This window comes from Acinetobacter sp. 802_lipA (genome assembly GCF_058242885.1).
Genome location: NZ_JBZAYP010000001.1, coordinates 2,379,729 through 2,403,018 on the forward strand (window position 1 = coordinate 2,379,729; position 23,290 = coordinate 2,403,018).

Consider the following 23,290-nt stretch of genomic DNA (forward strand, 5'->3'; position numbering starts at 1 on the left):
TTAAATTTTTTTAGATCGCGAATAACTTTACTATTATAGTCAAACTACTTTATTATTCATACAAGATTCGAAAAAAACTCGAAATAACTCATCGACTGAGTCGATCAACCATTCTTTACGCTTACGTTTAACCCATGCCCACATGTGTTCTATAGGATTTAAATCAGGGCTGTATGCAGGAAGCCAAAGAATTTTATGCCCTTGTTGTTCCAATAACTCCTGAATATCTGCTCTTTTATGAAATGCTGCATTATCCATAACCACTACACTATTTTCTGGTAATGCCGGTATGAGGAATTGCTCAATCCAAAAATGAAAAACATCTGAATTGATTTTGCAGTCAAATAAACCGACTGAAAATAACTTACCCTCATGGATTGCTCCAATGGCATTGGTCTGATTCTTTAATTGCCAATTATATTGTCCTAAACAGGGTACTCCTTTTCGTGAGTAGCCATGAGGTCTGTAATCATGTGACTTAAAACCACTTTCATCCAGATAAATAATCGGATGGTTTTTTTCTAATTCATTCACTTGCAGAATAAATTTATCCCTAAGCTTTGTATCTGCTTTAGGATGGCTTAACGTCTTTTTTTAACTGTAATATTTAAGCGCTTTAATGCAGCACCAATAGATGAAACACCACAATTAAAACGTGCAGCACGTTCATATTGATAAGCATCAGGATACTTTTCAACATCTTCACGTAAAGCATCATCGTTAATTTTAGAAGGTTTACGTACACGAGTTTTTTTAATCTCTATACGTTTCTTCCATTCAACAATGGTATTTTTATTAATTTCAAATTGTGCAGCTACCGCTCGAATAGAATAACCTTCCTCAAGCTTAGCTAAAATTTTACGTCTAAAATGTTCTGAATAACTCATTGCACCATTGTATTGGTTTTATAATGATTTGACTATAGCAAATTTTTTTTCTGAAATATTTGGCTCGTAAATAATCACCTTGATGCCTTGCGCCTTAATTCGGCGCATAATCCCTAAAATTGCGGATGAGCGAAAATTATCAGATCCTGATTTCATGACCAAACGGTAGATACCAACCACTTTGGGATTTTTATGAATAATCGTTTCAGCAATGAAATCCTTACGGGTTCTATTTGCATCTACAACCGCTTGAATTAAGTTACTTGGGACTTGCTCATAATTTGCTAAAAGTTGTTTAGTGTCTTTAGGGAGGCAATATCCACCATAGCCAAAAGAGGGATTGTTGTAAAACTTTCCAATACGTGGATCAAGACACACGCCATCAATAATTTGACGAGTATCTAAATCAAAAACTTGAGCATAGGTGTCAAGTTCATTGAAATAAGCAACACGCATGGCGAGATAAGTATTGGCAAATAATTTGATAGCCTCTGCTTCAGTCGAATGAGTAAATAGTACAGGGCAGTCTTTTTTAATAGCACTATTAAGAAAGAGTTGTGCTAATGTTTCAGCACGTTCCGATTGCTCTCCTATAATAATTCGAGAAGGATAAAGATTATCCTGAAGTGCTTTGCCTTCACGTAAGAATTCAGGTGAAAAAATAATATTGTTTGTGTTAAATCGCTGTCGCATTCTTTGTGTAAAGCCGACAGGCACTGTTGATTTAATTATGATGGTCGCAAGCGGGTTAGTGAGTTGGATGTCGTGAATGACTTGCTCCACACTTGAAGTGTCAAATTGGTTGGTAATGGGGTCGTAATTGGTGGGTGTTGCAATGAGAATAACCTCAGCATTGATGTAACTGTCTATTTTATTTGATGTTGCTTTAAAATGAATGTTGTCATTTTCTAGGAATAATGAGATGTCTTTATCTTGAATTGGGGAGATTTTTTGATTTAACTGATGAATACGATTTTCATCGATATCAAATGCAGTGACACAGTGCTGTTGCGCTAAGATCAAAGCATTAGAGAGTCCAACATAGCCTAAACCGACCACTGTAATTTTCATTCTGTTGATTCTGAATTATTTTATAATACGGTGCAGGAGCAAGATGTCACGTAAATGAACAATACATTTCAGTTTAATTACCGTGTAATTACTTCGGATTTTATGGCTCTAATCTTCAATCAAACCTAGACTATGTTATGATGCAAAATACTATGTAGATCGGTAGTTTCAAGCATGTCTGTACATGAAAATGATGACGTTTTAAATACGACAGAGCAACAAAATCAGAATATTGTGCTGTGTATGAAGTGGGGGACCAAATATGGTTCGGACTACGTTAATCGCTTGTATAACATGGTAAAACGCCACACTACTGTTGACTTTAAAATGGTGTGTTTAACGGACCGTACCGATGGCATTGATCCTGCTGTACAGTGTTTTCCTATTCCTCCATTAGCACTTCCAGAGGGGAGCCCTGAACGTGGCTGGAATAAATTGTCTACGTTTGAGCCAGATCTTTATGGTTTAAAAGGCAATGCGCTCTTTTTAGACTTAGATGTAGTGATTGTTGATAACATCGATAGTTTCTTTACCCATTCTGGGGATTTTCTGATTATTCATGACTGGAAGCGCCCTTGGCGTATTACGGGAAATAGTTCAGTTTACCGTTTTAAGTTGGGTGCTTTTCCTGGATTGATGCCCTATTTCCGTGAGCATTTTGATGAAATTCGTCAAAAGTTCCGCAATGAGCAAGCTTATTTGTCTTGGTATGTCGATCAAGAGAAAAAGCTCTCTTACTGGCCTGACAGTTGGTGTAAAAGTTATAAGTATCATTGCTTGCAAAAAATACCTTTGGCGTACTTTAAAGCACCCGTAAAACCCGAAGGTGCAAAAATTATTGTTTTCCATGGGGAAATTAATCCACCTGATGCAGTAAATGGTGGTGGTGGCAAGTGGTATCGTTACGTCTTGCCATCAGATTGGATTAAAGAGGCTTGGCATTAAAAACCCAATGTTGGTTTACTTTTGATTAGAAAATTATGAAAAAACTAGATTTTGTTATTGCTTGGGTTGATGGAAGTGATGAAAATCATCGATTGAAACGTCAACAATTTCAACCTGAAAATGTTGTAAAAGGTGCAGCGGAAGACACTCGATTTGCCCATAATGATGAAATCTATTTTTCGATTGCTTCAATTCTGAAATATGTTCCGTATTGTGGAACGATTTACATTATAACTGATCACCAACAGCCGAGTTTTGTTGGGGAGTTTGAAGCGCAGGGGCTATGTCGCTCTGGTCAAATTCAAGTGGTTGATCATCAAGAAATATTTAGAAATTACCAACAGTATTTACCTACTTTCAATTCATTAAGTATTGAAAGTATGTTGTGGAATATTAAAGGGATTTCAAATCATTTTATTTATCTGAATGATGATTTCTTTTTCAATCAACAGTCTGATTTAAGTGATTTTCTTATTGATGGTCAGATGGTGATATATGGACATTGGCAAGCAACACTCATCAAGAAAATGAAATATATTTTCCGAAAATTCTTACAGCAGAATTTTGGAATGGTAGCTGAAGCGAAATATTCAACGGCTCAAATGCTGAGTGCAGATCGTGTGGGAATGACTAGATATTACGAAATTCATCATCGCCCTCATATTCTCAGTCGTGATTTGCTCAGTACTTACTTTAAGAATAATAAAGAGCTTTTAGAGCAGCAAATTCAGTTCAAATTTAGGAACATTGATCAACTGTTACCAGTGGGATTGTCTAATCATTTAGCAATTCAATCTGATCAAGCCATTTTAAAAGATGATATTGATATTGCTTATTTAAAAGATGGTCGTGATTTGGAAAAATTTATATTAGCTTTATCTAATTCTGAGATTAAATTTGGCTGTATACAAAGTCTAGATCAATTGGAATCATTAGCTGAAGGACGCATCCGAGCCGCACTGATTCAAAAATTTACAGGGTTTTTACCCAGCCAAATTCAACCGACTACTGTGGTCTAAACGAAGGAAAGCAAATGAAAGTTGTGACTTATCTTATTAATTTAGACGGCAGTGATCAACGTTTAGCAAGTGCGACAGCTCAGCTCAATCAAGCGGGATGGGATTTTAGCCGATTCTCTGCTTATGATGGGCGAGGTAAAGCCTTATCTGAATTTGAAAACTACGATGATCTTGCTGCTCAGAAAATATTAGGGCGTAGTTTAATGAATTCTGAGTTGGGTTGTTATCTAAGTCACTACGGTTGTGCTGAAAAATTTCTAGAAACGGATGCCGATTATTTAGTTGTCTTAGAAGATGACATTGAAGTGTTGCCTAACTTTAAACAGAAGCTTGAATCTTTATTAAGTTATTTAGATCAACATAAAGAGTTGGATTGGTATACCGTCAATATTGCTGCTAAAAAGAAAAAATTAGCAAAAGACATTGTTGAGTTTGATCATTATACCTTGTGGCATGCATATTATTTCCCAATACGTGGTGTAGGCTTGGTTTGGTCTCGAAAAGGAGCTGAACAGTTTGTACAACTGGGTAAAATCATGACCGTTCCAGTCGATATTTTCTTCCAAAGTTGGTTAAGTAAAACAGGAAAAGGGCTTGGCGTTTGGCAGCCATTTGTGCAGCCAGCAGGTCTGGATAGTGATATTTTAGGTACTGTTGCTGCTCAAGGTATCAAACGGAAGCAACTTGAGAATCGAAGTGCTTCTCATGGATTTAAGAAACAGAAGCGTATGTGGCGTGATCGCTTTTATGCAATTAAACATTTAATGTCTTGAGTCCTAGTTATAGACTGTAATAAATAATTTTCTTTATTTTGTTGAGTACATTTTATGAAGTTTTTTAAGAAGCTCTTCTATCTTTTGAAATTTTATACAATGTATTCAAACCAAAAAAGAGAAATCAATGAGTCAATAGATAACTACGCGGACCTGATCGTTCTCAATCCTGGTCAGAAAAATGCAGTTATTCCCAAAATTATCTGGATGTATTGGGAAGGCTCACTCCCTGAGTTTGTGCAGAAGTGCGTTGATAATATAAAAAAGAACAATCCAAACTATGTTGTAAACTTTCTAACACCTAATAATGTCAAAGAGTTTTGTGATATTGATTATGGTCGTTTAAAGCATGCGACACCACAACAGAAAGCTGATCTCATTCGATTTGAATTAATTTATCAACACGGTGGGATATGGTTAGATGCCAGTACAATTGTTTATGAAAATCTAGATTGGATTGAAAGGTTAGTTACTCAACATCAAACTAACAGTTTTGCCTATTATCGAAAGAAAAATACGACTTGCCCAGACTTTCCTGTTTTAGAGAATTGGTTATTGGCAAGTTCTGCCAAAAATATGTTTTTTAAGTCTTGGTTTGAGGAGTTATTAAAAGCTATAGAATTAACACCAAAGGTTTATATTCAGCAGATTAAAGAAAATAACGAAAATTATCAGGACTATTTTCAAGAGATAGGCCGTTTAGAATATTTGGTTGCTTATGTTGCCTGCCAAAAAATTATGCGTACAACTTTACCGAGTATGACCTTGATTAACTGTGATCGGAATGCTTTTTTCTATCAAGTAAAAAATAAATGGATGAAAGAAAAAGTGTTGATTGATCTTGCCCTCAATTATCCGCCAGTTGAAAAGCCTAAGCTGATCAAACTGGCAGGAAAAGAAAGGGGAATATTAAGTCGTTATTACAGTAAAAAAATGTATTTTAACGACTCGTTTATTGATATCTAATCACTACTTTTTAGCAATAAAGTTTTCTAATACTTTAAATTTTGGTCGTGTTTCAAAGTATTGTTCAGATGCTAATGACCCAACAATTGAGATATGACGTCCATCAAATGAATACGGTGTGTTTTTGGTTGCCATATGATCTGATTTAAATAGATCTGCTTGGCTTAACAAGAGTGTATTCGGATGTTCTGAAACGATTTTATTAATCACACTCGTTGCATATTTTTGCTTTGTAGCGAGTGGATTGTTCATATACTCATTTAGATTAAAGTCTCGCTCTAACCATATTGCACGTTTGAAAATTGAGCTGATGTTTTGATCAAAAGTATATGGTTCAGACATTACAATCACTTTCTTATTATTCATTTGTGCAACTTTGAGTAGCTCACTAAATGAATTCTGCTGATTTTGACGAACAATATCAGTCCAACGACCAGCAAAAATAAGAACGTCATACTGAGCTATATGATTCTTCAGATAGTTTCGGTTGATTAAGCACTGCTGATAAGCGGTAGATGACTTGTCACCTGTAAATTCTTTATCAAGACTTGGATAGCACCAATTCGTACTGATCGTATGGATGTTCAAGTTTAGCTTTTTGCCTAGATGATCCCAAAATGGAATATTGTGACCTGCAAATGAATCTCCAAACAAAAGAGCTGATTTAGCATTTGTTGAGTTAGATGCTATATGACATTTTAATCCATTTTCTCCAACAGTCAGACTATGATCATCTTTAATGTTATAGAAACACCAACCATTCGAGACCATAGGCATCTGTATTTTCTCAATACGCTTTAGGTATTCTGCATCGGCTCGATTTTCTAACCCATCCTTACCTAGAAACTTATAAAATGGATAGAGAATCGCAATACTTAAGATAAAAAGTAGATAAACATACTTTTTATTGATTTTATTCAGATGAATACGACAGGGTTCAATATGTTTGTAACTCAACCATCCTAAAATAAAAGATAATAAAAGAGCAAAACTGATATTGATAATATTTTTTTGAATTAGGAAATAGCTCAATAAAAATGAGATCGGCCAATGCCACAAATAAATAGAATATGAAGCACTGCCTAAACTCTGTATAAACTTGGGTTTCGTTAGTATAGAGTTTTGACGGTTGGCGATTAGAATTAAAACTGTACCCAAAACAGGAAGGGATGCAGCATAACCAGGCCAAGGCGTATCTTTGGTTAAAAAAATCAAGCTTAGCGCTAAAAGTCCAAAACCTGTATATTCAATAATTTTTTGCTTAATCGATGATAAAGAATATTGGTTAAAATAAAAGTACACCAGTCCACCTGCAATTAACTCCCATGCACGTGTTGAGAGTTTAAAGAAAGCATATATCGGATTTTCTGGTGTAAGTTTTACAGACAACAAAAATGAGCAAGAAAATAATATTAGAAGTAATATGCCTATATATTTAGTTTGTTTTGTAAGCTTTTTAAATGTGTACAAAATGATGGGAAAAAGGATGTAGAACTGCCATTCAACAGCTAAAGACCAGGTATGCAGTAATGCTTTATCATGTGAACTAGTTGCAAAATAGTCTCCTGATTGTTCATAGAAGAGATTATTTGATAAGAAAGTGAGACTGTATCTCGCATCTTTAGCAAAGTTTTTTAGATCTTCTGGGATAAACACAAATAGCCCCAAAGCCGTTAAAACTAAGACTAAGAATAATAGTGCGGGATAAATACGAATAATTCGAGATAAGTAAAAATCAACAAAAGAAAAATTATTGTGTTCAAGCTTTTCCACAATGATTTTTGTCATCAGATAGCCTGATATCACGAAGAAAACATCAACGCCCAAGTACCCAGCAGAGAAACCGAATACATTGAAATGGAAAAGAACAACAAAAACTACAGCATATGCTCGAAGTCCATTAATATCAGTTCTAAATTGATGATTATTCATATATTTGGGATGACTACAGAAAGACTTGAGCGTTCACATAAGGATGGAAGGAAATTACAGGTGAATTGTAAGTTCTACTCACCACTTTGTGTCAATAGAGTATTTTGTAATTGTTCAGGAGGTATTTTTTCAAAAGCTTTTACTGCACTGTTCTGAGATAAATTATAGACATTTATTTGCTGAGATTTTAGAAAGCGGGCAGCGGCATCGAATGCAGGCAATGTTACATCTAAATACTGATTCAACATAGTGGGTTGTTTATTTTCTTTATTTTCATAGAATCTGGGTTGGGAAAAATTATTCATATCCAAACCTGCAATATAAATGTCTTTATATTTCAAATGATAAGTGATTTGAAGTGCAACATAAGCCACTGTAAAATAGTCAAAAACAGCATTAAAAATGTGACTAGAAAACCCTAAGCGGTCATAGATATGAAAATAATTTGGAGTTTCAGTCACGCGTATCCGCTCACCTAAAAATCGCTCAATTTCACCTTCAGTTATAGGCTCAACAACTTTAATGTCGCAAAGAATATTTTCTAATTTTATTTTTCTTAAAATCAGGTCTAAACAACGTGGTGTTGTAAATAGTGTACAAAAGGAAGTTTTAAGTACATTTTCAATTAGATCAAAACGATTGTTGGTGAAATTGTGATCAATGATCACATAATATTTAAATTTGACACCACTTAAGGCAATTGCACCATTTACACCAATATAATCAATATCCGATCGCTGTAAATATGACGTTTCTAGTTGATGCACAGATGGACCTGTTGCAATTAGCATACATTTTCGATTGGGACTAAAATTTAATTGGGAATTATCGACAATAAGTTGTTTTTTAAAATAAATTTTTTGCAAATCACCATCGGGACTACGTTCTACTTGATAGTATGGCCAATAGCGACGATTGTGTTTATATGATTTTGGATGACTATACTTGTAAATAAATTTATACAGATTTCTAAGGATATAATTTGAAAAAAAACGTTGGGCTGAGATTATTGGTTGAGACATAAAGATCAAATTCTATGTAAGAAAATATGAAACAGGATACAACGTAGCCTGCTACCAATTTTAGTCATCTAAAGTAAAATTAGGTTTTTTACTAAACTTTGATTTTATGGCTTTGATGCTAGCTGTAAGCCAAGTTGTCCCTTTGACAGGGCGTGTAACTTTATTGCCTTGATAATTGATTTGAGTCGCTTTTTGAAATGGACCATAAGCTTTTACTAAATAGTCTTCAGGTTTATAACCATTATCCAATGCTTCTTGATAATATTGATCAAATAACTCAACTAAGTCTTGTCTTGGATGAGGCATGATTTTTCCATCAAACCAATGTTTTTGATTGTTTTTTTCTAGGCGCGGTAACGAGTATTTATGGCTAAACTGAGTACCCATGTCGGAGTAATGTAGAATTTTGATGTCTTCTATTTTTAAGCCTTCACCATCAATACAGTTATATGAATTATTGTAGTTTTGGACTAAATGAGGTTGGTCTTTGATTAGTTGCATTAACTTCTTGTGACCATCTGGATCCGATTGCAACGTTTTAAGTGAAGGTAAATATTGTTTAGCTTTTTTACAATCCCAAACACAAGTACATAAACGAGCTGAACTTTTGCCACCTTTGGCGATGACGATTGCATCATCTTTCATCGGATGCGACCATAACTCTGCGATATCACATAAAACGATGACATCAGCATCCATATAGATCGAACGCCCTTCAAAGTTGGATGATTCAGGAATTGCCCAACGGAAACCAGAAAATGGGGTTGCCCATTTCTCAGTATGCCATCCTTCATGCGTTTCTTGATTGCTATACCACGGACTAGTAGGATCATGGCTCAACTGCATCCATGTAATTTCAATTGGGTGCTGTGTATTTTTACGGATGCTATAATCAAGCACCATCATTTGTTCTAAATCACAGTTATTTGGATCACAGCCAACAAAAATTTTAATTGTTTCTTTGGGCATTCTGATTCTCGTCACGCAGAAGATAGCAAGCAGTTTGATAAGTATAATCTGAAAGCAAATAATACAAAACCCTTTGTTAAAATGAATTCAAATAATGTCTAGTTTAATTTTATAGAAAATTGTTATTATTGAATTTAAGAATAAATTTAGCCTTAGTTTATGAGAAATTTTGTTATTAGTTTGTCTGGCGCGACTCTTCGACGAGCGCATATAAGTTCGGAGTTTGCTAAAGAAAAGGTCGATTTCGAGTTTTTTGATGCAATTACCCCTGTGACATTACAAGCAACTTCATCTGCAATAGGCTTAGTAACTAAGCAAACTGATTTACATCAGAATGAAGTTGCTTGTCTATTGAGTCATGTGGTGTTGTGGAAAAAAGCAGTAGATGAACAGTTAGACTATATTGCTATTTTTGAAGATGATATTTATTTGGGTAAACAGGCTGTTTCGTTTCTTACCAATGTTGCGTGGATACCATCTTTCTGCGGCATCATTAAATTAGAAACCTTAAATAAAAAGATTCAACTTCCTAAGATGCAATCAATTATTCCTTTGCATTTGAATAGAAAACTCATGTTATTGGGCGAGCCACATATGGGTGCAGGTGGTTATATACTTTCATTAAATGTCGCGAAGGAATTATTGGAGTATGTATTGCGAAGTCCAAAACTAATACCAATTGATCATATTCTTTTTAGAGAATTCCCTGAGTCCTCAGGCGAAAAGATTTTTCAATTGTCCCCAGCAATATGTATTCAAGATGTGATTTTAACCAAAGGCAAGACAAACTTTCCAAGTTCACTTGAAAACGTGAGAAATGCGCGAAAGGGTGAGGATAAAAGTAAGAAGAAATTAACTTTATTGGGCAAAATGAAACGTGAAATGAGTCGTTTAATCTTGCAAGTTCATGTATTTTTCCAAGAAAGAATTCAATCTATCAAGGGTAAGGCTTTGATTAAAATAAAATTTAAGTAATACGGCGGCGGTTATGAGTGATGAACAGACTTCTGAGTCGATTATTTGCTTAGTTAAATTTAGGAAGGAATGATTATTATTGAGATGATGGTTGGTAGTAATTTTCAAAATTAGGATTTCCCTTAAACCGCTTATATCCCCACATATATGCAGCAGGAAAGCGGTTGATCATTTGCTCTACCGCTTTATTTAATGCAGTTGTCGCAACTTCTATATCTCGATCATAAAGTTCAGGATCATTGAGATCATCACAGTAGACCTCAAAACCTTCACCATCCTCTCTACGGAAACAACTTAATCCCACTAAGCGGCATTGAGTTTTTTGTGCCATTTTGCTGGCTAAAGTACTGGTTAAGCAAGGAATTCAAAAAAAAGGAACCACGACACCACCAGAGGGTTGAGGGACATGATCTGGCAGAATTACACTGAAACCACCTTGTTTGAGGTTTTTGAATAATGCTTTAACACCGTTGGCATCAGTTGGAACTAATGTCGCGTTTAACCGTTGGCGAGCATGTAAAGCAAAAGCATTAAATCCTGAGTCTTTCATGGGTTTATACATAATGGTAGGAATACCATATTGGTGTACCCACGCATTCATCATTTCCCATGTACCGAGGTGAGGGGTAATAATTAAAGCACCGCGGTGATCATTTAATGCATTTGTTAGTACATCTAAGTGATGAACCGTCTTTATTTGCTGGATACTCCATTCGGGAGGCATTGCCCAGCATTTCCCAGATTCGATATAACTTAGACATTGCTTCGTTACGCTTTCTTTAGCAAGCTTTTCACGCTCACTCTCAGGAATATCTGGATAAGTAAGACTTAGATTTACCCGTGTTTTCCAAAGCATACTTTTATCTGAGTTTTGATGAATAAAGTAAGCCGCCACTTTTGCAATACTGCGCAAAAATGCTAAAGGTAGGATACGGAGTAAAGTGGTATAAAACGACATTGCGATTAATCTTGTTTATTCGCGTTGCCTTTCAGCACCATATAAATCAAACCGACAAAAATGACAAAAGCACCTGCCAAGCTACTTACACAGAAAAAGACAATACGGTCATAGGTGGTTAAATTAAATAATTGATTGTCTAAAATATAGCGCATGAAAAACCATTGTACGATTGCAAACACAATTAGCACAATACCGCGACGACGGACTTCAGGACGCATAGCCATTTGGTTGCTCACAACTTATCTAAAACAGTGCGCTATTATGCCACTGCTGAGAATTGATCTCAAATGAATAAAAGTATTCTATTCAGGCCTTTAGCAAATAGCATAAATTATTGCTTTCGAACTGCTTGAGATCATGTGCGAGTTTGTGGAGCCTACATTGGTGGCTGTATCTGATAAGCATTGATATTGCCATAACAATTTCTAAAACGTTTATAGGACCAAATATACTGTTCAGGTGCTTGGTTAATTATGTCTTGCATGGCAAGATTTAAACTGTCCACCGATAGCTGTAGATCTTTCGATAAAATATCTTGAGATAACTCAGTACAGTACACATCAAAACCCGCTGCGTCGGCATTACGAATACAACTTAATCCAATCACATTGCATTGTGTTTTAGCCGCCATTTTAGAGACCAGTGTTGTGGACAAAGTATTCTGCTGGAAAAAATATGAATAAATACCCCCGCTAGGTTTTGGTAGATGATCCGGTAAAATCACCGTCAGCCCACCCTGTTTCAAGTGTTTGAAGATACTGCGGATACCTGTTTCATCGGTGGGAACTAGTGTGGCATTAAACTTCTGACGCGCATCTAAAATATAGCGGTTAATCCCCTTCATTTTATAGGGTTTATACATAATCATGGGTTGCGTATAGACATTTAACCATGCATTTAACAGCTCCCAACAGCCAAAATGCGGAATAACCACAATCACGCCTTTTTTATTGGCTAAAGCCTCTGTTAGAACAGATTCCCCATGAATATTTTTCAATAAATCTAAGTTGTATTGTGGCGGCATTCCCCAACATTTTAAAAATTCAATATAGGTCTGGCATTGGCTTTGAATGCTGAGGTGAACGCGTTTCTGGAGTGTGATTGGGTCGAGTTCAGGGTAGGCCAACTGTAGATTAATGGTGGTGATACGCTTAACTGAAGAGTTACTATAGTAAAGCAGGTGCGCAATTCCGCGTGCGATGTATTGTAAAAAGGACAATGGAAAAAGTGAGATGATTTTAAGTAGATAATAAATAGCCATATTTTGACTCAGAAATCTTTTTAAAAGATGAGATGAGAGAAAATTTTGCAAAGAGACTTAAAAATCTAAGATAGATAAAATCAAAAAAAGATGAGCGTCTTAAGAACAAAATAAATGAATAAATCAATAGAGTGATTCAGTGCAAGAACGGCTGCAATAAAATATAGACTATCGTGACCCACTGTAAGTGTGATAGATCAAAAGTTCAAAGGAAATTTTGGAAAATTTGAAGCGAAAATAATATCTATGGAATGGATGGTCTTGCCGTGAATGAAAAAACCCTGCACATGGCAGGGTTTCTTTAATTAAAATCTAAAGATTATTTAGTTTCTTCAGCTTTTGGTTTTTCACGTAAGCGAATACCCAAATCACGTAGTTGATTTGATTCAACTGGTGCAGGCGCTTGCGTTAATGGACATTCAGCAGTTTTGGTTTTCGGGAATGCAATCACGTCACGAATAGACGCGCCACCCGTCATGAGCATGACTAAACGGTCTAGACCGAATGCTAAACCACCATGCGGAGGAGCACCGTAACGTAATGCGTTGAGTAAGAAGCTGAATTTCTCTTCTGCTTCTTCTTCACCAATACCTAAAGCTTCAAAAATTGCTTTTTGCATTTCTAGGTTATGAATACGCAGTGAACCACCACCAATTTCGGTACCGTTTAACACCATGTCATAAGCCACAGAAAGCGCAGCACCTGGGTTATTTTTCACATCTTCAACGCTTGATTTAGGCAGTGTGAATGGGTGGTGAACAGAAGTCCATTTGCCATCATCTGTTTCTTCAAACATTGGGAAGTCAACCACCCAAAGCGGTGCCCATTCGCAAGTCGACATTTTCAAGTCATGACCGACTTTAATACGTAAAGCACCCATGGCATCGTTCACAACTTTAGCTTTGTCTGCACCAAAGAACACGATATCGCCATTTTCTGCACCAACACGTTTCAATAGATCAAGCACGATTGGCTCGATGAATTTTACGATTGGAGATTGTAAGCCTTCGATGCCTTTTTCAAGCTCGTTTACTTTAATGTACGCTAAACCTTTCGCACCGTAGATGCCGACAAATTTCGTGTATTCATCAATTTGGCTACGTGGTAGTGAACCTGCACCTGGAACACGTAATGCAACGATACGGCCTTTAGGATCTTTTGCAGGACCTGCGAATACTTTGAATTCAACTTCTTGCATTAGGTCTGCAACGTCAACCAATTTCAAAGGAATACGTAAGTCTGGTTTGTCCGATGCATAGTCACGCATAGCATCTGTATAAGTCATGCGTGGGAATTTATCGAATTGAACGTCAAGAAGTTCTTTGAACATCTTAACCGTCAACGTTTCCATTAAATCCATGATGTCATCGTCACTCATAAACGATGTTTCAACGTCGATCTGGGTGAATTCTGGCTGACGGTCGGCACGTAAGTCTTCATCACGGAAACATTTTGCGATTTGGTAGTAACGATCGATACCACCCACCATCAACAATTGTTTGAATAATTGTGGTGATTGTGGAAGTGCGTAGAAGCTACCATTTGAAACACGGCTTGGCACTAAGTAGTCACGCGCACCTTCAGGCGTTGCACGGGTTAAAATCGGAGTTTCAACGTCTAAGAAACCATTGTCTTCGAAATAGTTACGAATTAGGTTGGTTAGTTTAGAACGGAAACGTAAACGATCTAACATTTCAGGACGACGGATGTCCAAGAAACGGTATTTCAAACGAATTTCTTCAGAAATATTAGTGTTGTCGTCATTCAATGGGAACGGCGGAGTTTCTGATGCAGCAAGAACTTCGATTTCTTTACCTAAAACTTCGATTTGACCGCTCACCATATTGGCATTTTCTGTGCCTGCATAGCGACGACGTACACGACCTGTAATTTTTAATACGAATTCTGAACGTACTTTGTCTGCAGTTGCAAATGCTTCAGGAGTATCTGGGTCAATAACCACTTGCACAAGACCATCACGGTCACGCATATCAAGGAAGATGACACCACCGTGGTCACGGCGACGGTGTACCCAACCGCAGAGGGTTACTGTTTCATCAATTTGAGCTTCGGTTAAAGAACCGCAGTAATGAGTTCGCATCATGGCGTTAAAAATCCAACTATATGGCTAAAGGTAGCGAATACGTAAACAGCGTACCGCCAGAAATAAAGGTAGGATTATGCCTCTTTGGGCATTGACTCTCAAGGCATAGCTTAAAAAAGGCATGAAATAGCATTTAAGCGTTGGTCTAAATTCAGCCTAAACGATAGTCTCGATCTAAAAATAAAAACAGAATGCAGCCAAAGATTAGAATTAGCAAAGCGACTTGGCTAAATTCATTAATACTTCGCCCCGTAAAATAATACAGGTCTGACTGCCACACTTGAGTGGGGATATAACGTGCATAGTCCCAAACACTGACTAAACCGCCCAACAGGCTCAGTATGAACAGCCCCATCGCGAAGCGTTTGATTTTTAGACTGACAGGAAAATGTTGCTGATAGGTTTGGTAATAACGCCAACCCATCCACGCCAACAAGGGGAGGGCCAGTGCCGATGTGCCAATTTGTAAAATGCGGTGTAGCGGATAGTCGTGCCCTAACAAAGAGACCTTCTGGTTTAAAAACTCATGTCCGAACAAAGTTCGGTGATCAACATGGGTGAGTCCATCCCAGAACAGATGCGTTGCTGTGCCGAGCAGTATTGCGAGAATAACGGCCACAGAAAATTTAAAAAAACGCAGCATACTGCTGAGCCTTAACTCATGCTGAATACCTAAAAAACGATAAAAACAGGGTCGCAATAGCGCGTACCACAAAATACAAAAACTGAGTCCAATCCAAAGATCGGGGTGAATCAGTGAAGTCCAGTAGTGGGTAGTATTTGAATTGGCTTGTGTAAACAGTCGATAAAGATCGGGGGTCATACTACCAATAGCAATGGCAGCAATGGGTAAACGGTCACCACTGAGTTTGGCTAAAGGGGGCGCGAGAACGGCATGTGAAAGGGTAAAGGGCATTGATCTGTTGGCGTTGGCATCGACTTAGATGGATAGGGCAGTTTATCTTTTTTCTGCGATTGGAATGTTTTTTATTGCAATGAATTTGAAATGTTATATTATAACAATATTCAAAACTTGTAACTTGAGTCAGTTCCATGTCTTTTCATAAAAATTTGATTACGCTTTCTATTTTTACTGTCGTCGCACCAGGGGTTTTTGCAGAGGAAGCAACAACACAACTCGAAACGTTGACCAGTCAAGCCCATCCTTTGGTACAAACAGCGGCAGACTTTGCAGTCGCCGATCAGGTCATCGAGCAAAAAAGCTTAAAAGAACGTGCACTGACCATCGGGGATGCTTTGGCCGATGAGCTAGGCGTATATTCAAATCAATATGGTTCAGGTTCAAGTCGACCCGTGATTCGTGGTCAAGATGGCCCTCGCGTGAAAGTCTTACAACATGCTTCAGAAACTGCCGATGTCTCCAGTTTATCGCCAGACCATGCCGTGACGGTCGATCCGATTTTGGCCAAGCAAATTGAAATCATCCGTGGCCCTTCAACCCTGTTATACAGTGCAGGCACCGTGGGTGGTTTGGTCAATGTCACCGATCAAAAAATTCCAACCAGCATGCCTGAAAAAGGTTTAGAAGGTACGGCGGGATTACGCTACAACTCTGGCAGTGATGAAAAGTTGGCCAGTGCTGGGGCGACGGTTGCTTTGGGCCGTCAGTTTGCTCTACGGGTTGAAGGTTCAAAGCGTGAAGCGAATGACTATATTGCGCCGAACTATTTCCACGAGCATGAGGGTGAACTCGAAAAAGAACGTCGTGTCGGAAATACCTTTGCCAAAGGCGAAACTGTCAGCGTTGGTGGTTCATGGATTGGTGAGCGTGGTTTTGCGGGTATCGCCTATACCAACCGTCAAGATCAATACGGTTTACCTGGGCACAGCCATGAATATGAAAGTTGCACTGTATCAGGTAATTTATTAATTGGATGTGGTGAGGAAGATTATGGCGACGAACATGAGACAGGGCCTTGGGTTGACTTGAAGTCGGAACGTTATGATTTCCGTACAGAAATCTTAAATCCGCTTGCAGGGTTTGAGAAGTTACGAGCCCATGCCAGTTATACCGACTACCAACATGATGAAATTGAAGGCGATAGTGTTGCAACTACCTTTAAAAGTAAGAGTTATGATGCGCGTCTAGAAATGGTGCATCAGCCGATTGCGGATTGGGAAGGTGTGGTTGGCGTACAGTACAATCAACAAAAATTAGATATCACGGGTGAAGAGTCTATTTTAGAACCGACCAAGACGCAAAAGTGGAGCGTATTTGGTTTAGAACATAAGCAATGGAATGACTTCCATTTTGAGTTAGGGGCACGTGTCGATCAGCAGATGATTGATATTGAATCTGATCGAAAAGACTATGATGATTATGCCGTGTCCTATTCGGGTGCTGTGAATTGGATGTTTGCACCGAACTATAAACTGTCTTTGGTCGGGTCACATCAAGAGCGTTTACCTTTGGCGCAAGAGCTTTATGCCGATGGTAAGCATCTTGCAACCAATACCTACGAGCGTGGCAATGAAAATCTCGATGTCGAAAAGTCTAATAACCTAGAGTTAGGTTTCCATTACGATACGGATAAAATTGATTATCACGTTCATGTTTACCACAACTGGTATGACAACTACATTTATGCTCAAACCGCAGACCGTTACGAAAACTTCCGCCTAGTAGACTACACTCAAGACAAAGCGCGTTTTTATGGGACTGAAGCAGAAGCCTCTTATACCATCAATGATGTTTATAAAATGAGTGTCTTTGGTGACTATGTACGTGGCAAAATTGACAATGAAAATGCTCCACGGGTGCCTGCTGGCCGTTTAGGAACAAAAGTGAATGCGAACTTTAGTGGCACGTGGTCAGGAACAGCAGAGTACTACCATGTGTTTGAGCAAGATCGAATTGCAAGCTATGAGACCGAAACCGAGGGCTATAACATGGTGAATCTGGGCTTGGCGTATAATGGTCAGTATATGCAGGGCAATGATTATCGCGTGTATTTCAAAGCCAATAACCTCTTAGATGAGACGGTTTATTCGCATACCTCTTTCTTATCGACCATTCCGCAAGTGGGGCGTAACTTCACAGTTGGACTGGACTTTAGTTTCTAAGACGCTGTTTAAAGTGATTTAAGCAAAGCGTTCGACAACAGAAATCCTCTTGAAAAATCAAACAATAAAACCTAGTCTGAGTATATTGGATTAGGTTTTTTGTTATGCGTATCTTTCGAAAATTACATCAAAAACTCAACTGGACATCGACCCGTTATGTCGGTGTCGTGGTGGGTTTATTGGCTCTGACTTATTTAACCTCCGCAGTTTACCATAGCGTTAAACCACTGCCTGATGGGCTGGACTATACGGGCAAGTTACGTCATGCCGATGTCAAATTTATTGCAGATCAAACCTATATCGATGCACAAGGCAAGCAGCAACAAGATCATCATATTTTCGACGCAGTGTTTCAACTGATTGAAGATGCACAAACCACGATTGTGTTGGATATGTTCTTGTTTAACGATGAAGTGGGAACATCTCAAGCATCACAACGTGCTTTGACTCGTCAGCTGACCGATGCGTTGATTGTCAAGCGAAGCTTGCATCCGAATATTGAAATCAAAGTCATTACCGACCCGATTAACTCAGTGTATGGTGGGCTCTTACCTGAGCATTACCGTAAACTGCGTCAGGCGGGTGTAGATGTGATTGAAACCGATTTACGTCCGCTCCGTGCCTCTAACCCTGTTTGGTCAGGTTTTTGGTATCTCTGTTGTCAAAATGCAGGCAATAATCCCGACGGTGGTTGGTTAAGAAACCCATTTGGGGATGAAAAAATCACCCTACGTAGCTACTTAAACTTATTTAATTTCAAAGCTAATCACCGCAAAACTTTGGTGGTCGATACCGCCGAAGGTTGGAAAACCTTGGTCACATCAGCGAATCCGCATGATGGTAGTTCACGACATTCCAATGTGGCGCTGTTGGTGACAGGCAATACCGCAATAGATGTGTTGAAAACAGAGCAAACTGTGGCTCACATGTCTCAGGGCGATGTACCAATGGTGATTCTGGGCGAAATTGCAGGAAATCCATCGCAGCCTCAAGTACAGGTGCTGACTGAAGAAGCAATCCTAGATGCAACACTCAACTTGTTAAATAGCGCAAAAGCCAATGACCAGATTGATTTGGCGATGTTCTATTTGTCTGAGCGTCAAATTATCAATGCTTTAAAAGATGCGCAGAACCGCGGCGTTAAACTTCGGATTTTACTCGACCCAAATAAAGATGCATTTGGTCGTAAAAAGAATGGAATTCCTAATCGTCAAGTTGCGTCTGAGCTTAATGATGCAGGTATTACAGTACGTTGGTGTAATACTCAAGGAGAGCAGTGCCATAGCAAAATGATTTTAAAACGCCATGCACAAGAAGCAGAGCTCATTTTAGGTTCAGCGAATTTTACCGCACGGAATTTGAAGAATTATAACTTGGAGACCAATTTACGTGTGATCGGCCAGTCTAATGCAGCGGTGTTTACAGACGCACAGCAATATTTTGATGGGGCATGGTCGAACTTAAATGGTCGTCAAATAAGTGTAGGCTATGAGCAATATAAAGATGAGTCAAAACTCAAATATGGGCTATACCGCTTTATGGAATGGAGTGGTTTATCGACGTTTTAGAGATTTTTTCTTCCTTGTTAGAAAAGGCGTAGCACAGCTAGGTAAGAGAAAAACTAAAATAAAAAAAGCGCATATTGCGCTTTTTTTATTTGGACTTACTGTTCAGGATTTGGCGGGATGATTTGATCCAAATCTTTATCGGTCATGTTATCGAGTTCATGTAGATCGGTTTTGATTTTCCATTTTTCGGCATCTTCCACTGGGCTCGGTAGACGTGCTTCTAACCAGTCGCAAATGACATCGGGTGGAAAGTCAGGATGGTTACACTGAATGACCCATGCCAAGAATTGCTTGGCTTCACCATTCATATACGGCGGCGGTGACACAGGTAAAAACTGCGTCGGTAGGCGCTCATTTTTAGAAATATAGTTCAGTACATGTCCCAACTCTTGTACCGTTTGCCATGCCAAAGGATGATCTACATCAATTTGAAACTTAAACCACCATGCACTTTTTCCATCTGTGCCATAAGCATCAATCAGATTTTTTTGAATACTGGGCACTTTTGCAAAATATTCATAGAGTCGATCAAAACTTAATTCAGCCACGATTGTTCATCCAATACATTTATAAACAAAGATTAAGTATAAACTGAAAACATATACGATTTTTTGCTTTTCAAAGAAATCCTGCTTCAAACCTTATAGTGGTGATAACGGCCAGTGATCTAAAATTGATAACTTGTACATTTTTTATCCATAAAATAGGTTTAAAATAATAATATTCACCTCAGTGGAGGAAGATGATGAAATATTTAAAAATAATCTATGGAATAAGTTTACTCAGCTTATGTCCTGCACTGAGTTTTGCTCAACCAGCGACGCGTTATTATGGAAAACCGCTGACTTCGCAAACCCAGCGTTTCCCAACCTATGCTGGGCCGTATCAAGGAGCAATGCCCAGACCTACATCACCGCCTCAAATTGAGCCCCCTCATCACAGACCACCTCCACACCATCCACCACATGGCGGATATCCGATGCGACCGGGTGTGAGTATTATTTACCGAGCACCCAGCTATTCAACCTATAGTCAGGAAACCAATAGCTATGTGTATGGGGATGGCGACTCCAGTATTGAAAGCCGTGATTATGTGCTGATTACCGATTGGCGACGTTTGGGACTGCCAGACCCACCTGAAGGCATGCACTGGATCTATGAAAATGGACGCTACGCTTTAGAAGCGGATTCAAAATAAATGAATCTTTGATCGATAAAGAAAACCCTCCGTTGCTTAGACTGAGGGTTTTTTAGTGGTCAATAAAGAATTAAGCGAGTTCATCATCTTGTGGGCGTGGTGTTTTCCCTTCAGCTAAAGGCTTGTCGGCATGTTTATCCCGAATTACTGAAGGATAATTCCACGATGCATAACGCACCACCAAAATTGCAATCGCCATAATTAAAATTGAACCCGTAATAATCACCAAATCCATATCCGCTTTGTGGTCATGCTGGATATCGGAAATTAAAAGACGGGTGAGGGCGGTGATGGCGATATAAATTAAAAAGCGGACAGGCATGTGGTTGGTTTTAAAGTAGATACCGACCATTGCACCCAGCTCTAAGTAGATGAATAACAGTAAAATATCATCAATCGAGGCGTACTGTTTAACGGTTAGGATCTCATAAACAGTATGACCAGCCGACCAAATCACCATACAGCCAATAATAAATAAAGCCACATAGTGAAAACTTTCTACTGCAGTATTGCCTAATTTATCGAGGAGGGTTTCAATTTTCTCTATTTTAGGATCACGGTTGGTCATGCTAACCTCCTCATACTTTGCGGATATTATATTGAATCATATGCAAATTTCATGCAAATGACGAGAAGTTGATTATAAAAAGCTGACGTTAAAAAAAACGCCTGACTGGTCAGGCGTTTTTTATCGTGTTTAAACTAATTAAGCTTGGTTGGTGAAGTAGTCTTCAGAGAAGTTCATGATAACTTCTGCACCCGCTTTTACTTTTGCAATACGTAAGTCGATTTCAGGCAAAATACGCTGTGTAAAGTAAGCCGCAAGCGCCAATTTGTTTTGATAGAAATCACCATCTTTGGCTTTGGCCGCATTGGCAATTTTTGCAAACATATAAGCAAAGCTAAGTAAGCCGACTGCATGTAAGTAATCCACTGCTGCAGCATTTGGAAACTCTGCACTTTCAGCAGCACGTTCAAGAACATACTTGGTTACTTCTTCCACTTCAGTTGCTGCATCGAGTGTTGCATCTTTAATGAAGTTTAGGTCCGCATCTAAGCTGTTAGCAAAGTCACGGATTTCAGAAATGTAGTCTGCGATAAATGCACCACCACATTTAATGGTTTTACGACCAATTAAATCTTGAGACTGAACGCCATTCGTACCTTCGTAGATTTGTGCAATACGTAAGTCACGTACACATTGCTCCATGCCCCATTCACGAATATAACCATGACCACCGAAGACCATTTGTGAATCAATCACTGCATTAAAAGCAGTATCGGTTAAATAGGCTTTTGCAATTGGAGTTAGCAGTGCCACACGGTCATTGGCTGCTTTCACAGCTTCAGGGTTTGTTGAGAACTTGGTGATATCAAGTTGTTGACCGACATATACAGCAAAGGCACGCGATGCTTCGTTGTTCGCACGTGCATTCAGCAACATACGACGAACGTCACCATGCACAAGAATGCTGTCTGCAGGCTTAGCAGGTGATTGAACACCTGATGCACTACGACCTTGTAGGCGGTCTGTTGCGTACTGTGCAGCATTTTGGTAAGCAAATTCAGATGCACCTAAACCTTGGATACCCATCGACAAACGTTCGTAGTTCATCATCACGAACATAGCCGCAAGGCCTTCATTTTCTTTACCGACCAAGTAACCTTTGGCACCATCAAAGTTCATTACACAAGTCGCAGACGCTTTGATCCCCATTTTATGTTCAATCGAACCTGGACCTGCCGCATTACGCTCGCCTACAGAACCATCTGCATTCACTAGGAATTTAGGCACGATGAATAATGAAATACCACGTGAACCCGCAGGTGCATCAGGAGTTTTTGCCAAAACTAAGTGAATGATGTTTTCAGCTAAGTCGTGGTCACCGCCAGTAATAAAGATTTTGGTTCCTGTAATGTTATAGGTACCGTCTTCGTTACGTTCAGCTTTAGTTTTGATAATACCTAAATCTGTACCTGCATGTGGCTCAGTTAAACACATGGTCCCAGACCATTCGCCTGAGTAAATTTTAGGTAAATAGGTTTCTTTTTGTTCTTGCGATGCGTAGCTGTTCAGCGCCATGCCAGCACCGACAGAAAGAAGCGGGTAGAGCATGAATGATGGGTTGGTTGCGAACAGCATTTCATCTGCAAGAACCGTCAGCATTTTTGGCATGCCTTGACCGCCCCATTCTTCATCAGCCGCTAAGCCAATCCATCCGCCTTCAGCATATTGCTTAAACGCTTCTTTAAAACCAGCAGGTGTAGTCACTGCGCCGTTGCTAAAAGTTGCGCCTTCTTCATCACCTGTACGGTTTAAAGGCAGGGTTACGTTTTGCGCAAATTTAGCCATTTCTTCGAGGATCGCTTCAGCCGTCGCACTGTCTACATGAGTTAGATTTTCATTAGACTGCCAGAACTGATCTGCATTGAAAACTTCATTGAGGATAAATTTCATATCCGCAAGTGGGGCATTATAAATTGGCATGTTCGTTCACCTGTTTATTGTTTGAATCTCTGTAGACTTAGGACAGCTTAATTAACAACGGAGAGTG

Annotated in this window: 20 protein-coding genes and 2 pseudogenes; 8 read left to right on the forward strand and 14 right to left on the reverse strand. The window is 38.7% G+C overall.

The annotated features are described in order from the left end of the window. Window positions 1–39: 39 nt before the first annotated feature. From AC4CU3_RS11790 to AC4CU3_RS11800, 3 genes and pseudogenes are all read right to left on the reverse strand, one after another. Window positions 40–534 (reverse strand): IS630 family transposase, encoded by a 495-nt coding sequence (locus tag AC4CU3_RS11790; RefSeq protein ID WP_004781677.1) that lies wholly within the window; start codon window positions 532–534, stop codon window positions 40–42. A 47-nt stretch (window positions 535–581) separates the two neighbouring features. Further along, window positions 582–887: an IS630 transposase-related protein gene (locus AC4CU3_RS11795; protein WP_000122230.1), complete on the reverse strand. Its 306-nt coding sequence runs from the start codon at window positions 885–887 to the stop codon at window positions 582–584. A 39-nt stretch (window positions 888–926) separates the two neighbouring features. Next, window positions 927–1,958, reverse strand: a pseudogene (locus tag AC4CU3_RS11800) (nucleotide sugar dehydrogenase); the annotation flags it as partial. 174 nt (window positions 1,959–2,132) lie between these two features. Between AC4CU3_RS11800 and AC4CU3_RS11805 the strand changes: the two are divergent. From AC4CU3_RS11805 to AC4CU3_RS11820, 4 genes are read left to right on the forward strand one after another with little or no spacing between them, the layout of a single operon-like run. Further along, window positions 2,133–2,903 (forward strand): hypothetical protein, encoded by a 771-nt coding sequence (locus tag AC4CU3_RS11805; protein WP_058870289.1) that lies wholly within the window; start codon window positions 2,133–2,135, stop codon window positions 2,901–2,903. A 35-nt stretch (window positions 2,904–2,938) separates the two neighbouring features. After that, window positions 2,939–3,922: a Stealth CR1 domain-containing protein gene (locus tag AC4CU3_RS11810; protein ID WP_004697711.1), complete on the forward strand. Its 984-nt coding sequence runs from the start codon at window positions 2,939–2,941 to the stop codon at window positions 3,920–3,922. Between the two features lie 14 nt (window positions 3,923–3,936). After that, a complete protein-coding gene (locus AC4CU3_RS11815) occupies window positions 3,937–4,695 on the forward strand; it encodes a glycosyltransferase family 25 protein (protein ID WP_004697713.1) in 759 nt (252 codons plus the stop codon). A 54-nt stretch (window positions 4,696–4,749) separates the two neighbouring features. Beyond that, complete coding sequence (locus AC4CU3_RS11820) at window positions 4,750–5,661, forward strand: glycosyltransferase family 32 protein (RefSeq protein WP_004697714.1); 912 nt, start codon at window positions 4,750–4,752, stop codon at window positions 5,659–5,661. 3 nt (window positions 5,662–5,664) lie between these two features. Here the strand turns inward: AC4CU3_RS11820 and AC4CU3_RS11825 are convergent, their stop codons facing one another. From AC4CU3_RS11825 to AC4CU3_RS11835, 3 genes are all read right to left on the reverse strand, one after another. Continuing rightward, window positions 5,665–7,593 carry an acyltransferase family protein gene (locus AC4CU3_RS11825; protein WP_131230600.1) on the reverse strand — a complete coding sequence of 643 codons (1,929 nt, stop codon included), beginning with the start codon at window positions 7,591–7,593 and terminating at the stop codon, window positions 5,665–5,667. 74 nt (window positions 7,594–7,667) lie between these two features. Further along, window positions 7,668–8,615 carry a hypothetical protein gene (locus AC4CU3_RS11830; protein WP_004697717.1) on the reverse strand — a complete coding sequence of 316 codons (948 nt, stop codon included), beginning with the start codon at window positions 8,613–8,615 and terminating at the stop codon, window positions 7,668–7,670. Between the two features lie 60 nt (window positions 8,616–8,675). Continuing rightward, the gene (locus AC4CU3_RS11835) at window positions 8,676–9,584 is read right to left on the reverse strand and encodes a glycosyltransferase family protein (protein ID WP_004697719.1); all 909 of its coding nucleotides are present in this window, start codon (window positions 9,582–9,584) and stop codon (window positions 8,676–8,678) included. Window positions 9,585–9,743: 159 nt separating this feature from the next. Here AC4CU3_RS11835 and AC4CU3_RS11840 point away from each other — a divergent pair, with 159 nt between their 5' ends. Beyond that, window positions 9,744–10,559, forward strand: a complete 816-nt coding sequence (locus AC4CU3_RS11840; protein WP_490738222.1) for a glycosyltransferase family 25 protein — start codon at window positions 9,744–9,746, stop codon at window positions 10,557–10,559. Between the two features lie 76 nt (window positions 10,560–10,635). Here AC4CU3_RS11840 and AC4CU3_RS11845 read toward each other — a convergent pair. The 5 genes and pseudogenes from AC4CU3_RS11845 to AC4CU3_RS11865 all read right to left on the reverse strand — a co-directional run bounded on the left by AC4CU3_RS11845 (window position 10,636) and on the right by AC4CU3_RS11865 (window position 15,801). Then, window positions 10,636–11,517, reverse strand: a pseudogene (locus AC4CU3_RS11845) (lysophospholipid acyltransferase family protein). 5 nt (window positions 11,518–11,522) lie between these two features. Then, window positions 11,523–11,744, reverse strand: a complete 222-nt coding sequence (locus tag AC4CU3_RS11850) for a hypothetical protein (protein ID WP_125281242.1) — start codon at window positions 11,742–11,744, stop codon at window positions 11,523–11,525. 152 nt (window positions 11,745–11,896) lie between these two features. Beyond that, window positions 11,897–12,781 (reverse strand): lysophospholipid acyltransferase family protein, encoded by an 885-nt coding sequence (locus AC4CU3_RS11855; RefSeq protein ID WP_348959774.1) that lies wholly within the window; start codon window positions 12,779–12,781, stop codon window positions 11,897–11,899. A gap of 319 nt (window positions 12,782–13,100) precedes the next feature. Next, window positions 13,101–14,885, reverse strand: a complete 1,785-nt coding sequence (gene aspS, locus AC4CU3_RS11860) for an aspartate--tRNA ligase (protein ID WP_005401682.1) — start codon at window positions 14,883–14,885, stop codon at window positions 13,101–13,103. A gap of 151 nt (window positions 14,886–15,036) precedes the next feature. Beyond that, window positions 15,037–15,801, reverse strand: coding sequence for a DUF4184 family protein (locus tag AC4CU3_RS11865; RefSeq protein ID WP_490738224.1), 765 nt, complete (start codon window positions 15,799–15,801; stop codon window positions 15,037–15,039). A gap of 137 nt (window positions 15,802–15,938) precedes the next feature. Here AC4CU3_RS11865 and znuD point away from each other — a divergent pair, with 137 nt between their 5' ends. After that, complete coding sequence (gene znuD, locus AC4CU3_RS11870) at window positions 15,939–17,969, forward strand: zinc piracy TonB-dependent receptor ZnuD (RefSeq protein ID WP_490738225.1); 2,031 nt, start codon at window positions 15,939–15,941, stop codon at window positions 17,967–17,969. Between the two features lie 104 nt (window positions 17,970–18,073). After that, on the forward strand, window positions 18,074–19,537 hold the full coding sequence (locus AC4CU3_RS11875; RefSeq protein ID WP_490738226.1) for a phospholipase D family protein: 1,464 nt from the start codon (window positions 18,074–18,076) through the stop codon (window positions 19,535–19,537). A gap of 95 nt (window positions 19,538–19,632) precedes the next feature. Here AC4CU3_RS11875 and AC4CU3_RS11880 read toward each other — a convergent pair whose 3' ends face one another. Beyond that, entirely contained in the window at window positions 19,633–20,085 is a 453-nt protein-coding gene (locus AC4CU3_RS11880) for a hypothetical protein (protein WP_058870278.1), read from the reverse strand. Between the two features lie 194 nt (window positions 20,086–20,279). Between AC4CU3_RS11880 and AC4CU3_RS11885 the strand changes: the two genes are divergently transcribed. Beyond that, on the forward strand, window positions 20,280–20,735 hold the full coding sequence (locus AC4CU3_RS11885; protein WP_228260969.1) for an RcnB family protein: 456 nt from the start codon (window positions 20,280–20,282) through the stop codon (window positions 20,733–20,735). 70 nt (window positions 20,736–20,805) lie between these two features. Here the strand turns inward: AC4CU3_RS11885 and AC4CU3_RS11890 are convergent, their stop codons facing one another. Both AC4CU3_RS11890 and AC4CU3_RS11895 read right to left on the reverse strand, forming a co-directional pair. Beyond that, window positions 20,806–21,303, reverse strand: coding sequence for a phosphate-starvation-inducible protein PsiE (locus AC4CU3_RS11890; RefSeq protein ID WP_490738227.1), 498 nt, complete (start codon window positions 21,301–21,303; stop codon window positions 20,806–20,808). Window positions 21,304–21,441: 138 nt separating this feature from the next. After that, window positions 21,442–23,223 carry an acyl-CoA dehydrogenase C-terminal domain-containing protein gene (locus tag AC4CU3_RS11895; RefSeq protein ID WP_490738228.1) on the reverse strand — a complete coding sequence of 594 codons (1,782 nt, stop codon included), beginning with the start codon at window positions 23,221–23,223 and terminating at the stop codon, window positions 21,442–21,444. Window positions 23,224–23,290 lie beyond the last annotated feature (67 nt).